The 16,649-nt window shown below is 68.3% G+C and carries 12 protein-coding genes; 4 read left to right on the top strand and 8 right to left on the bottom strand.

Features of this window, described 5'->3' with window-relative positions; all coding sequences use genetic code 11:
* Nucleotides 1–70: 70 nt before the first annotated feature.
* From prpF to ACT9AS_RS05180, 3 genes are all read right to left on the bottom strand, one after another.
* On the bottom strand, nucleotides 71–1,276 hold the full coding sequence (gene prpF / locus ACT9AS_RS05190) for a 2-methylaconitate cis-trans isomerase PrpF (protein ID WP_445099074.1): 1,206 nt from the start codon (nucleotides 1,274–1,276) through the stop codon (nucleotides 71–73).
* Between the two features lie 58 nt (nucleotides 1,277–1,334).
* On the bottom strand, nucleotides 1,335–3,944 hold the full coding sequence (gene acnD / locus ACT9AS_RS05185) for a Fe/S-dependent 2-methylisocitrate dehydratase AcnD (protein ID WP_445099073.1): 2,610 nt from the start codon (nucleotides 3,942–3,944) through the stop codon (nucleotides 1,335–1,337).
* 145 nt (nucleotides 3,945–4,089) lie between these two features.
* Nucleotides 4,090–5,442, bottom strand: a complete 1,353-nt coding sequence (locus ACT9AS_RS05180) for a hypothetical protein (protein WP_445099072.1) — start codon at nucleotides 5,440–5,442, stop codon at nucleotides 4,090–4,092.
* 130 nt (nucleotides 5,443–5,572) lie between these two features.
* On the opposite strand from ACT9AS_RS05180, the gene ACT9AS_RS05175 reads away from it, so the two are divergent.
* The 3 genes from ACT9AS_RS05175 (at nucleotide 5,573) to ACT9AS_RS05165 (ending at nucleotide 9,187) form a co-directional block, all read left to right on the top strand.
* Nucleotides 5,573–7,606 carry an oxidoreductase gene (locus ACT9AS_RS05175; protein ID WP_445099071.1) on the top strand — a complete coding sequence of 678 codons (2,034 nt, stop codon included), beginning with the start codon at nucleotides 5,573–5,575 and terminating at the stop codon, nucleotides 7,604–7,606.
* A 387-nt stretch (nucleotides 7,607–7,993) separates the two neighbouring features.
* Nucleotides 7,994–8,452 (top strand): cell wall hydrolase, encoded by a 459-nt coding sequence (locus ACT9AS_RS05170; protein ID WP_445099070.1) that lies wholly within the window; start codon nucleotides 7,994–7,996, stop codon nucleotides 8,450–8,452.
* 123 nt (nucleotides 8,453–8,575) lie between these two features.
* Nucleotides 8,576–9,187, top strand: coding sequence for a glutathione S-transferase N-terminal domain-containing protein (locus ACT9AS_RS05165; protein WP_445099069.1), 612 nt, complete (start codon nucleotides 8,576–8,578; stop codon nucleotides 9,185–9,187).
* Between the two features lie 73 nt (nucleotides 9,188–9,260).
* Here the strand turns inward: ACT9AS_RS05165 and prpC are convergent, their stop codons facing one another.
* From prpC to ACT9AS_RS05140, 5 genes are all read right to left on the bottom strand, one after another.
* On the bottom strand, nucleotides 9,261–10,415 hold the full coding sequence (gene prpC / locus ACT9AS_RS05160) for a bifunctional 2-methylcitrate synthase/citrate synthase (RefSeq protein WP_445099068.1): 1,155 nt from the start codon (nucleotides 10,413–10,415) through the stop codon (nucleotides 9,261–9,263).
* Between the two features lie 295 nt (nucleotides 10,416–10,710).
* Complete coding sequence (gene prpB, locus ACT9AS_RS05155; RefSeq protein ID WP_445099067.1) at nucleotides 10,711–11,595, bottom strand: methylisocitrate lyase; 885 nt, start codon at nucleotides 11,593–11,595, stop codon at nucleotides 10,711–10,713.
* 64 nt (nucleotides 11,596–11,659) lie between these two features.
* Nucleotides 11,660–12,643 carry a malate dehydrogenase gene (locus tag ACT9AS_RS05150; protein WP_445099066.1) on the bottom strand — a complete coding sequence of 328 codons (984 nt, stop codon included), beginning with the start codon at nucleotides 12,641–12,643 and terminating at the stop codon, nucleotides 11,660–11,662.
* A 112-nt stretch (nucleotides 12,644–12,755) separates the two neighbouring features.
* Nucleotides 12,756–13,961, bottom strand: a complete 1,206-nt coding sequence (locus tag ACT9AS_RS05145; protein WP_445099065.1) for an aminotransferase class I/II-fold pyridoxal phosphate-dependent enzyme — start codon at nucleotides 13,959–13,961, stop codon at nucleotides 12,756–12,758.
* A 179-nt stretch (nucleotides 13,962–14,140) separates the two neighbouring features.
* Nucleotides 14,141–14,641 carry a peptidylprolyl isomerase gene (locus tag ACT9AS_RS05140; RefSeq protein WP_445099064.1) on the bottom strand — a complete coding sequence of 167 codons (501 nt, stop codon included), beginning with the start codon at nucleotides 14,639–14,641 and terminating at the stop codon, nucleotides 14,141–14,143.
* A gap of 151 nt (nucleotides 14,642–14,792) precedes the next feature.
* On the opposite strand from ACT9AS_RS05140, the gene typA reads away from it, so the two are divergent.
* A complete protein-coding gene (gene typA, locus ACT9AS_RS05135) occupies nucleotides 14,793–16,625 on the top strand; it encodes a translational GTPase TypA (protein ID WP_445099063.1) in 1,833 nt (610 codons plus the stop codon).
* Nucleotides 16,626–16,649 lie beyond the last annotated feature (24 nt).

Below are 16,649 nucleotides of genomic sequence, written 5' to 3'. Positions count from 1 at the left end.
GGCCCGGCCATTCTGCCGCGGGGCCTCCGCCGGAGCCTTCACCCGCCGTAACGCGCCCTGCCTCGCGGCGTCACGCGTCCTGCAGCGTCTCCGCCGGGACGCGTACCGCGCCCTCCATCAGCACGCGCGCGCTGCGGCTCATCACCGCCTTGGTGACCGTCCATTGACCGTCGACCTGCACCGCCTGCGCGCCGACCCGCAAGGTGCCCGACGGGTGCCCGAAACGCACCGCGTCGCGCTGGCCGCCGCCGGCCGCCGCATGCACCAGAGTGCCCGGGATCGATGCGGCGGTGCCGATCGCGACTGCGGCGGTGCCCATCATCGCGTGGTGCAGCTTGCCCATCGACAGCGCGCGCACCAGCAGGTCCACGTCGCCGGCGGCGATGCGCTTCCCACTGGAGGTGACGTGTTCGGCCGGTGGCGCGACGAAGGCGACCTTCGGGGTGTGCTGCCGGGTGGCGGCCTGTTCGACGCGGTCGATCAGGCCCATGCGCACCGCGCCGTGCGCGCGGATCGTCTCGAAACGCGCGAGCGCCTGCGGGTCGCCGTTGATCGCGTCCTGCAACTCGGCGCCGTTGTATCCCAGGTCGGCTGCGTTGAGGAAGATGGTCGGGATGCCGGCGTTGATCATCGTGGCCCTGAACGAGCCGATGCCCGGCACGTCGAGGTCGTCGACCAGGTTGCCGGTCGGGAAGATGCCGTTTGCCGCGTCATCACCCTCCCCTTCGTCGGCCGGGTCGAGGAACTCCAGTTGGATCTCCGCCGCCGGGAAGGTCACGCCGTCGAGTTCGAAGTCACCGGTCTCCTGCACCTGTCCGCCGGTCATCGGCACATGGGCGACGATGGTCTTGCCGATGTTGGCCTGCCAGATCCGCACGGTGGCGATGCCGTCGCGCGGCACCCGGCTGGCGTCCACCAGCCCGGCGCTGATCGCGAACGGACCGACCGCCGCGCTCAGGTTGCCGCAGTTGCCGCTCCAGTCGACGAACGCCGTGTCGATCGAGACCTGGCCGTAGAGATAGTCGACGTCGTGGTCGGGCACGCTCGCTTCGGAAATGATCACGCACTTGCTGGTGCTCGACGTCGCCCCGCCCATGCCGTCGGTGTGCTTGCCGTAGGGATCGGGCGAACCGATCACCCGCATCAGCAACCCATCGCGCGCCGAGCCCGGCACCTGCGCGGCAACGGGCAGGTCCTGCAGGCGGAAGAACACGCCCTTGCTGGTTCCTCCGCGCATGTAGGTGGCGGCGATGCGGAGTTGCGGTGCGTGTGACATGGGCGGTTCCTGACGGGTGTGGGGGCGATGCGGGCTTCGGACGTTGACGGAGGCCCGCCTAAGCCACCTTCGCCGCTTCGAAGAAGTCGTTGGCGAAGCGCTGCAGCACGCCACCGGCCTCGTAGATCGAGACCTCCTCGGCAGTGTCGAGCCGGCAGGTCACCGGCACCTCCACCCGCTCGCCACCCTTGCGGTGGATCACCAGGGTCAGCATCGCGCGCGGCGCGGGCGTGCCGGCCACGTCATAGGTCTCGGTGCCGTCGATGCCCAGGGTGTTGCGATCGGTCCCCGGCAGGAACTCCAGCGGCAGCACGCCCATGCCGATCAGGTTGGTGCGGTGGATGCGCTCGAAGCCTTCGGCGGCGATCGCCTCCACCCCGGCCAGGCGCACGCCCTTGGCCGCCCAGTCGCGCGAGCTGCCCTGGCCGTAGTCGGCGCCGGCGATGATGATCAGCGGCTGGCGACGCTCCATGTAGGTCTCGATCGCCTCCCACATGCGCGTGACTTCGCCCTCGGGCTCGATGCGTGCGAGCGAGCCCTGCTTCACGTTGCCGGCCTCGTCGCGCACCATCTCGTTGAGCAGGCGCGGATTGGCGAACGTGGCGCGCTGCGCGGTCAGGTGGTCGCCTCGATGGGTCGCATACGAATTGAAGTCCTCTTCCGGCAGGCCCATCTTCGCCAGGTACTCGCCGGCGGCGCTGCTGGCGAGGATTGCGTTCGACGGCGACAGGTGGTCGGTGGTGATGTTGTCCCCGAGCACCGCCAGCGCGCGCATGCCGCGCATCGTGCGTTCGGCCAGTGCCCCGTCCCAATAGGGCGGGCTGCGGATGTAGGTGCTCTGCGGCCGCCAGTCGTACAGCGGGCTGACGTTCTCGCCGTGCTCGACGCTGAACCTGAACATCGGCTCGTAGACCTGGCGGAACTGCTCGGGCTTGACGCTCGCGGCAACGATCGCGTCGATCTCCGCATCCGACGGCCAGATGTCCTTGAGCGTGACCTCGTTGCCCTGCGCATCGGTGCCGAGCACGTCCTTCTCGATGTCGAAGCGCACGGTGCCGGCAATCGCATAGGCGACCACCAACGGTGGCGAGGCGAGGAAGGCCTGCCTGGCGTACGGGTGGATGCGGCCGTCGAAGTTGCGGTTGCCCGACAGCACCGCGGTCGTATGGACGTCGCGTTCGATGATTTCCTGCTGGATCGCCTGATCGAGCGCGCCGCTCATGCCGTTGCAGGTGGTGCAGGCGAACCCGACGATGCCGAAGCCGAGTTGTTCCAGTTCCGGCAGCAGGCCCGATTCCTCCAGGTACAGCTGCACGGCCTTGGAGCCCGGTGCGAGCGAACTCTTGACCCACGGCTTGCGGGTCAGCCCGCGCGCATTCGCATTGCGCGCGATCAGGCCGGCGGCGATGACGTTGCGCGGGTTGCTGGTGTTGGTGCAGCTGGTGATCGCGGCGATGATCACCGCGCCGTCGGGGATCAGGCCTTGCGCCTCCTGCGCGCGCGCGGCATCGAGGTTGCCGGCGACACCGCGCTCGGCCAGCGCGGACGTCGGCAGCCGCCGGTGCGGGTTGGACGGACCGGCCATGTTGCGCACCACGCTCGACAGGTCGAACGCCAGCGTGCGCTCGTACTGCGCGTCGGCCAGCGCGTCGGCCCACAGGCCGGTGTGGCGGGCGTAGGTCTCCACCCGCTTGACCACCTCGTCATCGCGGCCGGTCAGGCGCAGGTAGTCGATGGTCATGTCGTCGATGAAGAACATCGCCGCCGTGGCCCCGTACTCCGGCGCCATGTTGGAAATCGTCGCGCGATCGCCCAGGGTCAGCGCCGCGGCGCCCTCGCCACGGAACTCCAGGTACGCGCCGACGACCTTCGATTGGCGCAGGAACTCGGTCAGCGCCAGCACGATGTCGGTGGCGGTGATGCCCGGCTGCGGCTTGCCGGTCAGCTCGACGCCGACGATCTCCGGCAGCCGCATCCACGACGCCCGGCCGAGCATCACGCTCTCCGCCTCCAGTCCGCCGACGCCAACCGCGATCACGCCCAGCGCATCGACGTGCGGCGTGTGGCTGTCGGTACCAACCAGGGTGTCGGGGAACGCCACGCCGTCGCGCGCATGCACCACCGGCGACATCCGCTCCAGGTTGATCTGGTGCATGATCCCGTTGCCCGGCGGGATCACATCGACGTTCCTGAACGCCTTCTTGGTCCAGTCGATGAAGTGGAACCGGTCGAAGTTGCGACGGTCCTCGATCGCACGGTTCTTGGCGAACGCATCCTTGTCGAAGCCGGGCGCCTCCACCGCCAGCGAGTGGTCGACGATCAACTGGGTCGGCACCACCGGGTTGACCTGCGACGGGTCGCCGCCGCGCGCCGCGATGGCGTCGCGCAGGCCGGCGAGGTCGACCAGCGCGGTCTGGCCGAGGATGTCATGGCACACCACCCGCGCCGGGAACCACGGGAAATCCAGGTCGCGACGGCGCTCGATCAGCTGGGTCAGGTAATCCGTAAGCCGGGCCGGATCGGCACGACGCACCAGGTTTTCCGCATGCACGCGCGAGGTGTACGGCAGCGTGTCCCAGGCACCGGGCTTGATCGCCTCGACGGCGGCGCGGGTGTCGAAATAGTCGAGCGCGGTGCCGGGCAACGGCTTGCGGTAATCGGTATTCATGCGGATATCGGGTCTCTTGCGTGGGCGACGACACGCGCGCGGGCGAGCCCTTTGCCCGAGGGCATCAAAGGGCCGGCCGTGGAACGTGGTGCCGGTGATTATCGCATCCGTCCAATCGCCGGACCCGGGCGCGGACCGGACGCGTTCAGTCGCAGCCGATGCGGCGGTGCCAGAGCGTCGGCGGCGCGTCCATGTCGGTGGGCGACTTGCGCACGCTGGTACGACCGGCCCACACCAGCAGCGCGTGGTCGCCACGGTCGATGACGGCGACATCCTCGACATCGCCCCCCGATGCGGTCAGTCGGCGTGGCGTCGCGGGCTGGCCCTCGAGCGCCGCCGCCAGACCGTCACCGGCCAGCACGAACAGGTCGTTGTTGGTCCAGTCGGACGAATCCGACCACGGGAACCCGCCCAGCGGATTCCACCAGCGCCGGTCGCTGCCCTGATGGCGGCCGTCGACCCAGGCCACCAATTGCTGGCCCGCGCAGGACCCGGCCGCCACGCCGGAGGCCTTGGCACTGCCGGACAGCGCGCCGACGTCATGGGCCGCGAGACGCTGCGGCGGCGACCACGCACCGTCGACCCAACGGCTGGCGAACAGCCCGTGGGCACCGAACAGGGCGAGCGGCATCGATCCGGCGGTGCCGGCAGCCAGATCGAGTACGTAATCCTCGGCGCCGTAGTCGGTGACCAGCGCCGGCGGCGTCCAGTTCGTCCCGGCGTCAGCACTCCAGGCGGCGTACACGCGGCTCTCCAGACGCAGGTTCCGCTCCACCTGGGACGGGACGCGCATGCCCCACAGCAACAGCAACCGGTCACCGCGCTGCGCCAGGACCGGATCGTGCAACTGGACGATGCCACCCGCGCTCGTTCGAACCTCCGCCCGGTGGCGGACCAGCGGGATCGCCGGCCCGGTCTGTCCGTTGCTCCACAGCAAGGTGTGCAGCGTCTGGTCACCCGCGGCGCCTCCACTCGTAAAGGTGACCGCCAGGCCGTCGTCGACAGCGGCGACGTCGAAAGCGATTGCGCGCGGCTGGTGATCACCAAGCAGCGCCGGTTGCGGCTGCCACCGGTCGGCGCCGGTCGGCAGCCACCAGTGGTCCAGCCGGAATCCCGCCAGCACATGCGCACCGCCGGGACCGGCGACGACCCGCGGGGTTCCGATGGTGCCCTTGGCCAGCTGGACCGGCGCCTCCCAGCGCAACGGGTCGCCGTGGCCACGTTGGTACATCAGTCGTGGGGAGCGGTTGGTCTTGCCGTACATATCGGGTGACTGGCGCCAGACCAGGTGCACGCTGCCGTCGGGCCCGGCGGCGAGGTCGAGCCCGTCGATGCGGTCCTGCACCCGCGCACCGACGTGGACCACAGAGGGTGCGACGACGGCCTGCAGCGGTGATCCGGTCGTGTCCGCCGGCTGGCAACCGCCGGCCGTGGATACCGCCAGCGCAATGGGCAGCGGCAACCAGCGCCAGAATTTCGCCCGCGTTGGTGTACCCATCCCCTCCACTCGGCTCTCCACTCCTTCTTGCGACGACTGTACTTGCCGGCCGCTGCAGCGAGCCACCGCCCGGCTTGCCGCAGACACCGTTTGGCGGCATCGTGACCAATCCGTACGCCTACGTATCCCCATGTCCGACGCTGCGCATCCGCTCTACCCGCACCTGTTCGCCCCGCTCGACCTGGGTTTCTGCACCCTGCCGAACCGCGTGCTGATGGGGTCGATGCATACCGGGCTGGAGGATCACGCGCGCGACTTTCCCAAGCTCGCCGCGTATTTCGCGGAGCGCGCCGCCGGCGGCGTCGGGCTGATCGTCACCGGCGGTTTCTCGCCCAACATCGTCGGCTGGCTCAAGCCGTTCGGCGGCACGCTCGGCTGGTCGTGGCAGGCGCGCAAGCACCGCCAGGTCACCGACGCCGTGCACGCCCACGGCAGCCGCATCTGCCTGCAGATCCTGCACGCCGGCCGTTACGGCTACCACCCGCTGCAGGTGGCGCCGTCGCGGATCAAGTCGCCGATCAACCCGTTCACACCGCGGGCGCTGTCGGCGCGTGCGGTGGAGCGGCAGATCCGCGCCTTCGTCGACAGCGCGCGGCTCGCCCGTGACGCCGGCTACGACGGCGTCGAGGTGATGGGTTCGGAGGGCTACCTGCTCAACCAGTTCACCGCGCCGCGCACCAACACCCGCGACGATGCATTCGGTGGCGACGCGACAAGGCGGATGCGCTTCGCGGTCGAGATCGTGCGCCGCATCCGCGAAGCCTGCGGGCCGGACTTCATCCTGGTCTACCGGTTGTCGATGATCGACCTGGTCGACGGCGGACTGGCCTGGGACGAGGTGGTGGCGCAGGCGCGCGCGGTCGAGGCGGCCGGGGCGACCCTGATCAACACCGGCATCGGCTGGCACGAGGCGCGGGTGCCGACCATCGCCACCTCGGTGCCGCGCGGCGCGTTCGCCGGCATCACTGCGCGGCTCAAGCCCGAGGTGTCGCTGCCGCTGGTCACCACCAACCGGATCAACATGCCCGACGTGGCCGAGCGCATCCTCGCCAAAGGCGATGCCGACATGGTGTCGATGGCGCGGCCGCTGCTGGCCGATCCGCAGTGGATTGCGAAGGCGCGCGACTCGCGCAGCGACCAGATCAACACCTGCATCGCCTGCAACCAGGCCTGCCTGGACCACGTATTCGAGAACAAACGCGCGAGTTGCCTGGTCAACCCACGCGCCTGCGCCGAGACCGAGCTGAACTACACGCCAACCCCGAATCCGCGGCGCATCGCGGTGGTCGGCGCCGGTCCGGCCGGGCTCGCCTGCGCCACCATCGCGGCGGAGCGCGGCCATCGGGTGACGCTGTTCGAAGCGGCATCGGCGATCGGCGGCCAGTTCAACCTGGCCAAGCGGATCCCCGGCAAGGAGGAGTTCCACGAAACCCTGCGCTACTTCGCGCGGCGGATCGAGCAGACCGGGGTCGAGCTGCGCCTCGACACCCGCGCCGATGCCGCGGCGCTGTCCGGCTTCGACCATGTCGTGCTTGCCACCGGCATCACCCCGCGCGCGATCGACCTGCCGGGCGCGGACCATCCCAGGGTGGTGGGTTATCGCGACGTGCTGGACGGTTCGGTCGAGGTTGGGGCGAAGGTCGCGATCATCGGCGCGGGCGGGATCGGTTTCGACGTCGCCGAGTTCCTGGTCCACGAAGGCCCGTCGCCGGCCCTGGACCCGGCCCGCTGGCGTGCCGAATGGGGCGTCGACCTGGCGTATGGCGACAACCGCGGCGGCCTCGCTCCCGCCCGCCCCGAGCCGCCGGCGCGCGAGGTCTGGTTGCTGCAGCGCAGCCCGGGCAAGCCCGGTGCAAAGCTCGGCAAGACCACGGGATGGATCCACCGGGCGACGCTCAAGGCCAAGCGGGTGCATGTGCTGGGCGGAGTCGAATACCTGGGCGTCGACGACCGTGGCCTGCGGATCCGACGCGAGGGCGAGGAACAGCTACTCGCGGTCGATCATGTGGTGGTCTGCGCCGGACAGGAGCCGTTCAAGCCCCTCGTGGAGCAGCTGGCGGACTCCCGTGTTCAGATCCACGTGATCGGCGGGGCCGACGTGGCGGCCGAACTGGACGCCAAGCGCGCCATCGACCAGGGCTGCCGGCTGGCCGCCGCGCTGTAGTGGCGCAAGTCGGAGGCGTGCAGGTTGCCGGCCGGGAAATCCGGGCCGGTTTCCGACAGGCGGCGGAGACCCGGACGAAAGCCTGAACAGGCGCGGCTCTTGCGGACGCCATCACATCCCGGGCACGAACCAGACCCGCCGCTGTCGACCCCTTGTTCAGCAGTCGTTTAGTTAACGACCGCTACCTTGCCGCAACTTTCCAGCCACCCAAGCAGGTGGCACCCACCACCGCCCCGCCTTCTGCGGGATCACGGTGACGGGGCAAAGCGCGCCACAGAGCCGCCGCCCTCCCCAATACGCCATGCCGGTCTGTCCCGCGGCTCCCGTCTTCCTGGTCCAGGAGCGGTTGCCCCAGTGCGGCCGGCGCAACGGAGCAAGGAGTTCTGCATGAAGTTGGCCTGGATCCTGTGGTTGGCCTCGGTACTGCCGCCGCAAACCGCAGATTCGCTCTGCCTGAGCACCACCCTGTACCTGGAAGCCCGCGACCAGTCCGAGCGCGGCCAGCAGGCCGTCGCCGAGGTCGCCCTGCGCCGTCGCGACAGCGGCCTCTGGGGTGACAGCGTGTGCGAGGTGGTGACCGCGCGGAAGCAGTTCGCTCCGTCGCTGGTCTCGCCCAATACCCGCCTGAGCAACACCGAGGCCTGGGCCGAGTCGGTCACCATCGCACTCGAAGCCCAGCGCAACTGGCAACTGCCGGTTGGCGAGCGCCAGGAGATCGTGCCCGGCGCCAGTCACTTCGCGGCGCTGTCGCTGGCCAGCCCGAGCTGGCGAAACGCCTACCAGGTGGCGGTCATCGGCGACCACACCTTCCTCAAGGTGCAGAACCTGAAGCCGCAGGGGACGTAAGCCGGCCGCTGGCAAGGCCGGTGCCGTGACACTGCGTTACGGCGATGCCCACGAAAATCCGTGACGGGTCGATGACAATCATCGGCCCGTTTCGCGTTTTCGACGATTCCCCATGGAGGCCGCATGAAGCTCTACACCAAGCCGGGCGCCTGCTCGACCGCCGACCATATCGCGTTGCAATGGACCGGCGGCCCGTTCGAAGTGGAGATCCTGAACCGCGAGGCGATGAAGGCGCCGGATTACCTGGCGATCAACCCGGCCGGCGCGGTGCCCGCGATCGTCGACGGCGACTTCGTGCTGACCCAGAACGCCGCGATCATGGGCTACATCGCCGACACCTTCCCCGCGGCCGGTCTGGGTGGCGACGGCAGCGCGCGACAACGCGCGGAGGCGGCGCGCTGGCTGTCGTTCGCCAACTCCGACCTGCACCCCGCCTTCACTCCGCTGTTCAACCCGGGCGCCTTCCACCCCGACCAAGGCCAGCACGACGCGATCAAGGCCGCCGCACGCAAGCGCGTGCGTGGCGTGTTCGAGCGTGCCGATGCGCAGCTTGCCGGGCGGGAATGGCTGGCCGGCTTCCGCAGCTTCGCCGACCCGTATCTGTACATCACCCTACGCTGGGCCGATGGACTCGGCATCGACCTGTCCGGCCTCGACAACCTGGCCTCCTTCAAGACGCGGATGGATGCCGACGAGGGCGTGCGTGCGGTACAGGCGGCCGAGGGCCTGGACTGATCCCCGGCATCGATGCGATCACAAAAAAAGGCCGCTCGATGAGCGGCCTTTCTGGTTTCGGGGGATCGAGGCGTCAGCGCTTGTCGATCCCGACGTAATCGCGATCTTCCGGCCCGGTGTAGTTCGCGCTCGGGCGGATGATCTTGCCGTCCTCGCGCTGCTCGATCACGTGCGCACTCCAGCCGGTGGTGCGGGCGATCACGAACAGCGGGGTGAACATCGGGGTCGGGATGCCCATCATGTGGTACGCGCTCGCGCTGTACCAGTCGAGGTTCGGGAACATCTTCTTGCTGTCCATCATCAGGTTCTCGATGCGCTCGCTGACATCGAACAGCACCTGGTTGCCGCCGTCCTTGCACAGCTTGCGGCTGATCTCCTTGATGATCGGGTTGCGCGGGTCGCCCACGGTGTAGACCGGATGGCCGAAGCCGATCACGATCTCCTTGCGCTCCATCCGTGCGCGGATGTCCGCTTCGGCCTCGTCGGCGGTCGAGTAGCGGCTGATGATGTCCATCGCCACTTCGTTGGCGCCACCGTGCTTGGGACCGCGCAGCGCGCCGATGCCGCCGGTCAGACAGGAATACATGTCCGACCCGGTGCCCGCGATCACGCGCGCAGCGAAGGTGGAGGCGTTGAATTCGTGCTCGGCGTACAGCACCAGCGACTTGTCGAGCGAGTCGGCGTGCAGTGCGCTCGGGGCCTCGCCGTGCAGCAGGTGCAGGAAGTGCGCGGCGACCGATTCGTCGTCGGTTTCGACGTCGATGCGGCGGCCATTGCGGGTGAAGTGCCACCAGTACAGCAGCATCGAGCCGAAGCTGGCGATCAGGCGGTCGGCGATGTCGCGCGCCTCGGACGCCGGATGGCCATCGCGCTCGGGCAGCACGGTGCCGAGCACCGAGCAGCCGGTGCGCAGCACGTCCATCGGGTGGGCATTGGCCGGCACCAGCTCCAGCGCCTCGGTGACGATCGCCGGCAGTCCGCGCAGGCGGCGCAGCTTGGTCTTGTACGCATTGAGCTGCGACTGGGTCGGCAGCGCGCCGTGCACCAGCAGGTGGGCGACTTCCTCGAAGGTCGACTTCGTCGCAAGGTCCTTGATGTCGTAGCCGCGGTAATGCAGGTCGTTGCCGCTGCGGCCAACCGTGCACAGCGCGGTGTTGCCCGCGGCGGTGCCGCTCAGCGCAACCGATTTCTTGGCCTTGGGCGGGACGGGGGCGGTGGATTCAGTCATCTGGGTGCTCCTGGAAGTTGGAAGTCTGGGCGGCCCCGCGCAGGTCCCCGGCACGCGCCATGCTTGGGGTGTCCGTGCAGCGATGACCTGTCCCGCGAGCCGGTATCGTTCTCAAGGACAGAGGGAAAGCATTGGCCTTGGACGCGACCGGCGTGTCGCAACGGCCGTGGCGAGCCGCATCGAGCTCGCTGCGGCCGGGGGCGAAGGAACGTGCCGGCGGAGAACGGTACAGGGGGCCCGGCGCCAGGATGACGTCGGGGAATACCTGTTCGCTCCGTCGGCCGACCATTCGATTTTACTTGTCGAGGGCGAACAGCGCGTCGAGCTTGTCCTCGTACTCGTGGTAGCCGAGGAAGTCGTACAGCTCCGCGCGCGTCTGCAGGGTGTCGATGATGTTCTTCTGGGTGCCCTCGCGGCGCACCGTCTCGTAGAAGTTGAGCGCCGCCTTGTTCATCGCGCGGTAGGCGCCGCAGCAGTACAGGGCGATGTCGACGTTGGCCTCGCGCAGTTCGTCGGTGGTGAAGAACGGGGTCGAGCCGAATTCGGTCAGGTTGGCCAGGATCGGCACCTTCACCGCCGCCTTGAACCTGCGGTAGTCGTCGAGCGACTTCATCGCCTCCGGGAAGATCATGTCGGCGCCGGCCTCGACGTAGGCCACGGCGCGCTCGATCGCCGAATCGATGCCCTCAACCGCGGCCGCATCGGTGCGCGCCATGATCACGAACCCCGCGTCGCTGCGCGCATCGACCGCGGCCTTGACCCGGTCAACCATCTCGCCTTTCGACACCACTTCCTTGCCCGGACGATGGCCGCAGCGCTTCTGGCCGACCTGGTCCTCCATGTGCACGGCGGCGACGCCGACGCGCTCGAAGTTGCGGATCGTGCGGCCGATGTTGAACGCCCCACCCCAGCCGGTATCGATATCGACCAGCAGCGGCATGCCGGTGGCTTCGACGATGCGACGCGTGTCGGTCAGCACGTCCTCCATCGTCGAGATGCCCAGGTCGGGCATGCCCAGCGAATTGGCGGCCACGCCGCCGCCCGACAGGTACAGTGCCTTGTAGCCGGTGCGCTTGGCCATTAGGCCGGCGTACGCGGTGATCGCGCCCATGACCTGCAGCGGGGATTCGGCCTGCACCGCTTCGCGGAAGCGGGCACCGTTGGAAACATATGACGACATTGCAATCTCTCGGTAATGCGACAGTCCAAAAGCACGAAGGCGACCGGAGCCGCCTTCGTGTGGATTACAGCAGGTGGGCGACGCCGGCCCGCTCTTCCTCTAGCTCGGCGAGGGTCTTGTCCATCGCCGCGCGACTGAATTCGTCGACCTCAAGGCCTTCGACGCGGGTGTATTCGCCGTCCTTGCAGATCACCGGCACGCCGTAGATCACGCCCTCGGGGATGCCGTAGCTGCCGTCGGACGGCACGCCCATGGTCACCCACTCGCCGTCGCTGCCGAGCACCCAGTCGTGGATGTGGTCGATCGCCGCGTTGGCCGCCGAGGCCGCCGACGACAGCCCGCGGGCCTCGATGATCGCCGCGCCGCGCTTGCCGACCTTGGGGATGAACTCGTTGGCGTTCCAGTCGGCATCGCCGATCCTGTCCTTCAGCGATTCGCCATTGACGGTGGCGAAGCGGTAGTCCGGGTACATGGTCGGGCTGTGGTTGCCCCACACGACCAGCTTGCGGATGTCGCCGACCGGCACGCCGGCCTTGCTGGCCAGCTGGCTCAGCGCGCGGTTGTGGTCCAGCCGCAGCATCGCGGTGAAGTTCTTCGCCTTCAGGTCCGGCGCCGACTTCATTGCGATGTAGGCGTTGGTGTTGGCCGGGTTGCCGACCACCAGCACCTTGACGTCGCGGCTGGCGACCTTGTTCAGCGCCGCGCCCTGGGCGGTGAAGATCTTGGCGTTCTCCAGCAGCAGGTCCTTGCGCTCCATGCCCGGGCCGCGCGGACGCGCGCCGACCAGCAGGGCGATGTCGGCGTCCTTGAACGCGACCTCGGCGTCGTCGGTGCCGACCATGCCGGCCAGCAGCGGGAACGCGCAGTCCTCCAGCTCCATCATCACGCCCTTGAGCGCGGCCTGGGCCTTCTCCATCGGCAGCTCGAGCATCTGCAGGATGACCGGCTGGTCCTTGCCGAGCATTTCGCCCGAGGCGATGCGGAACAGGAGGGAATAGCCGATCTGGCCGGCAGCGCCGGTGACGGCAACGCGGACGGGGGATTTCATGGTCGATCTCCGGGAACTTGGTGACGGTGGGATCGTCGTTCGCGGCAGCGCACCGCGAACGGCAGTTCGAATGCAACGCCGCGCCGGACGGTCACCCGGCGCGGCGGCGGCTTCAGCTCAGTTCGCTGAAGAATTCCTTAAAACGCTCGATGCCGGGCGCCAGCTGCGGCGTCGGGCAGGTGTAGCTGATGCGCAGCGCGCGCGGCTCGCCGAACGCCGATCCCGGCACGCAGGCCACGCCCTTGGCTTCCAGCAGCACGCTACAGAAGTCGACGTCGTTGCCGACGACCTTGCCGGTCGGGCCGTGGGTCTTGCCGAACGCGCAGCTGATGTCGGGGAACACGTAGAACGCGCCCTGCGGCCGCGGGCAGACCACGCCGGGGATCGAGGCCATGACCTCCATGACCTGGTCGCGCTTGGCCTGGAACTCGGCGCACTTGGCCTCGGGCACGTCCTGCGGGCCGGACAGCGCGGCGGTGGCGGCGGCGTTGACGACTTCCGGCAGGCTGGTGATGTGGTTGGAGTTCATCGTCACCACGGCCTGCGCCACGACTTCGGGACCGGCCATGAAGCCGACGCGCCAGCCGGGCATGCCGTAGGTCTTGGACAGCGAGTCGACGAAGATCACCCGGTCCTGCAGTTCCGGGCGGGCGTGCACGAAGTTGTGGTAGCCGACGCCGTCGAACACCATCCGGTTGTAGATGTCGTCGGTGATGATCCAGGTGTCGGGGTACTTCGCGATGACGTCGGCCAGCGCGGCGATCTCGTCCTTGCCGTAGACCATGCCGGTCGGGTTGGACGGGTTGTTGAACAGGAACACCCGCGGCTTCTTCGCCAGCGCGGCGTCGAGCTGGGCCGGGGTCAGCTTGTAGTCCTGCTCGGGCGGGCACGGCAGCAGGTCGACCTTGGCATCGACGATCTCGGCGATGTCGAGGTAGCTGGTCCAGTACGGGGTCGGGAAGGCGATCGTGTCGCCCTCGTCCAGCAGCGCCTCGGCGAGGTTGTAGAGCACGTGCTTGGCACCGACGCCGGTCGCCAGGTTGGCCTTGGTGTAGCCGGTCAGGCCGATCTTTTCGATGTGCTGCAGGAACGCGTCCAGCATCGCGTCGGCGCCGCGGTTGCTGCCGTACTGGCCGCTGTCGTGCTCCAGCGCCTCGCGGGCGGCCTGGTAGACGTGCTCGCCGGGCAGGAAGTTGGGGACGCCGATCGAGAAACTGATGATGTCGCGGCCTTCGGACTTCAGGCGCTTGGCCTTCTCGGCAATCTGCATGATCGCGCTGGGCTTGGCGCGTCCAATGCGCCGGGCGAGCTGGGGCATCTTGGTGACCTCGGTGGGGGGTTGCGGCAGGGCCGGAAAATGGTCGAAACCGGCGGAAATTAACCGCAAAATGGTAGCACGTGAAACCTTCCGGGGCCGCGCGGCGCCATGCTCCCCACGGCAGGACGCCCGCCACCGGAAACCGGCGACGGGCGTCAGGCAACGCAACTGCGGCGGGATCAGGCGTTGGCGTCGAGCGTCTTGTTCCACTCCGCCACGCGGTCGGCCTTGGCGGCCAGCACCGCGTCGACGTCGCCTTCCAGCTTGACCGACTTGATGGTGTCGCCCTGCTTGACGCTGTCGACGACCTCCTGGCCCTCGATCACCTTGCCGAACACGGTGTGCTTGCCGTCCAGCCACGGGCACTGCACGTGGGTGATGAAGAACTGGCTGCCGTTGGTGCCGGGGCCGGCGTTGGCCATCGACAGCACGCCGCGCTCATGGCTCAGGCCGTTCCTGGTCTCGTCCTCGAAGCGGTAGCCGGGGCCGCCGGTGCCGGAGCCCTGCGGGCAGCCACCCTGGACCATGAAGTCGTTGATCACCCGGTGGAAATTGAGGCCGTCATAGAAGCCGCGCTTGGCCAGGTTGGCGAAATTGGCGACGGTCAGCGGCGCCTTCTCGGGCTCCAGCTGGATGCGGATCGGGCCGCGGTCGGTGTCGAAGGTGGCGATCAGGCTCATGGCGTGCTCCGGGGATGGGGGACGGGACGGCGCCAGCGCGGCACCGGACCGCAAAGCTTAACCCACTGCCAGGCGATCCCCGTTGCAAGCCACAGTCGCGATATACTGGCCGACTTCCTTACAGAAAAGCAGCGCTGCGGCGCCCTTCCCCATGTCCATCGAACGCCTGCGCAACATCGCCATCGTCGCCCACGTCGACCACGGCAAGACCACCCTCGTCGACTGCCTGCTCAAGCAGTCCGGCACCCTGAACGAGCGCACCGTGCTCGCCGAGCGGGTGATGGACAGCAACGACCAGGAAAAGGAACGCGGCATCACCATCCTGGCCAAGAACACCGCCATCACCTGGCAGGGCAACCGGATCAACATCGTCGACACCCCGGGACACGCCGACTTCGGCGGCGAGGTCGAGCGCGTGCTGTCGATGGTCGACTCGGTGCTGATCCTGGTCGATGCGATGGACGGCCCGATGCCGCAGACCCGCTTCGTCACCCAGAAGGCGTTCGCGATGGGCTTCAAGCCCATTGTGGTCGTCAACAAGATCGACCGCCCCGGCGCGCGTCCGGACTGGGTGATCGACCAGGTGTTCGACCTGTTCGACAAGCTCGGCGCGACCAACGAGCAGCTCGACTTCCCGATCGTCTACGCCTCGGCGCTGCACGGTTACGCCAGCCTCGACGACAGCGCCCGCGACGGCGACATGACCCCGCTGTACGAGGCGATCATGCAGCACGTGGCGCCGCCGGAGGTTGATCCGGACGGTCCGTTCCAGATGCGCATCAGCCAGCTGGATTACAGCAACTTCGTCGGCCTGATCGGCATCGGCCGGATCCAGCGCGGCAAGGTCAAGAAGAACATGCCGATCAGCGTGGTCGACCGCGAGGGCAAGAAGCGCCAGGGCAAGATCATGCAGGTGCTCGGCTTCCTGGGCCTGGAGCGCATCGAGGTCGAAGAGGCCGAAGCCGGTGACATCGTCGCGATCGCCGGTGTCGCCGACCTGGGCATCTCCGACACCGTGTGCGCGCTCGACGCGCCCGAGGCGCTGCCGGCGCTGACCGTCGACGAGCCCACCATCAGCATGACCTTCCAGGTCAACAACTCGCCGTTCGCCGGCAACAAGGACCTGAGCGGCGGCAAGTTCCTCACCAGCCGCCAGATCCGCGAGCGGCTGGAGCGCGAGACCCTGCACAACGTCGCGCTGAAGGTCGAGGAAGGCTCCGACCCCGACAAGTTCCTGGTGTCCGGCCGCGGCGAGCTGCACCTGTCGGTGCTGATCGAGACCATGCGCCGCGAAGGCTTCGAGCTGGCGGTGTCGCGCCCCGAGGTCATCGTCAAGGAGATCGACGGGCAGCTGATGGAGCCGGTCGAGCAACTGGTGGTCGACGTCGAGGAGCCGCACCAGGGTGGCGTGATGGAGAAGCTCGGCATCCGCAAGGGCCAGCTGACCAACATGGAATCCGATGGCAAGGGGCGCGTGCGGCTGGATTACATGATCCCGGCGCGCGGCCTGATCGGCTTCCAGAACGAGTTCAAGACCCTGACCCAGGGTTCGGGCCTGCTGTTCCACGTGTTCGACCACTACGGTCCGCGCGAGACCGGCCCCATCGCCAAGCGCCAGAACGGCGTGATGATCGCCAACGCCCCCGGCGCGACCCCGGCCTACGCGCTGGGCCCGCTGGAAGAGCGCGGCAAGCTGTTCGCCGCCGAGGGCGACAACGTCTACGAAGGCCAGCTGGTCGGCATCCACTCCAAGGACAACGACCTGACCGTCAACGCGATCAAGACCAAGCCGCTGACCAACATGCGCGCGGCCGGCAAGGACGACGCGATCAAGCTGACCCCGGCGATCAAGTACTCGCTGGAGCAGGCGCTGGACTTCATCGAGGACGACGAGCTGGTCGAGGTCACCCCGAAGGAAATCCGCCTGCGCAAGAAGCACCTGACCGAGAGCGACCGCAAACGCGCCTCGCGCAGCGCCGCCTGATCCACGCACAGGCCCGGAAGACCC

The sequence above is a fragment of the Lysobacter sp. F60174L2 genome (assembly GCF_052547135.1).
Note: the sequence above shows the minus strand (reverse complement) of the source record. Positions and strands in the feature narration are given on the sequence as shown.

What these genes read in the sequence shown, in the direction of transcription:
- acnD (WP_445099073.1), bottom strand. Translation starts at nt 3,944, where the DNA reads ATGAATACCGATTACCGCAAGCCGTTGCCCGGCACCGCGCTCGACTAT.
- ACT9AS_RS05145 (WP_445099065.1), bottom strand. Translation starts at nt 13,961, where the DNA reads ATGCCCCAGCTCGCCCGGCGCATTGGACGCGCCAAGCCCAGCGCGATC.
- ACT9AS_RS05180 (WP_445099072.1), bottom strand. Translation starts at nt 5,442, where the DNA reads ATGGGTACACCAACGCGGGCGAAATTCTGGCGCTGGTTGCCGCTGCCC.
- prpF (WP_445099074.1), bottom strand. Translation starts at nt 1,276, where the DNA reads ATGTCACACGCACCGCAACTCCGCATCGCCGCCACCTACATGCGCGGA.
- ACT9AS_RS05150 (WP_445099066.1), bottom strand. Translation starts at nt 12,643, where the DNA reads ATGAAATCCCCCGTCCGCGTTGCCGTCACCGGCGCTGCCGGCCAGATC.
- ACT9AS_RS05175 (WP_445099071.1), top strand. Translation starts at nt 5,573, where the DNA reads ATGTCCGACGCTGCGCATCCGCTCTACCCGCACCTGTTCGCCCCGCTC.
- ACT9AS_RS05140 (WP_445099064.1), bottom strand. Translation starts at nt 14,641, where the DNA reads ATGAGCCTGATCGCCACCTTCGACACCGACCGCGGCCCGATCCGCATC.
- prpB (WP_445099067.1), bottom strand. Translation starts at nt 11,595, where the DNA reads ATGTCGTCATATGTTTCCAACGGTGCCCGCTTCCGCGAAGCGGTGCAG.
- typA (WP_445099063.1), top strand. Translation starts at nt 14,793, where the DNA reads ATGTCCATCGAACGCCTGCGCAACATCGCCATCGTCGCCCACGTCGAC.
- ACT9AS_RS05170 (WP_445099070.1), top strand. Translation starts at nt 7,994, where the DNA reads ATGAAGTTGGCCTGGATCCTGTGGTTGGCCTCGGTACTGCCGCCGCAA.
- ACT9AS_RS05165 (WP_445099069.1), top strand. Translation starts at nt 8,576, where the DNA reads ATGAAGCTCTACACCAAGCCGGGCGCCTGCTCGACCGCCGACCATATC.
- prpC (WP_445099068.1), bottom strand. Translation starts at nt 10,415, where the DNA reads ATGACTGAATCCACCGCCCCCGTCCCGCCCAAGGCCAAGAAATCGGTT.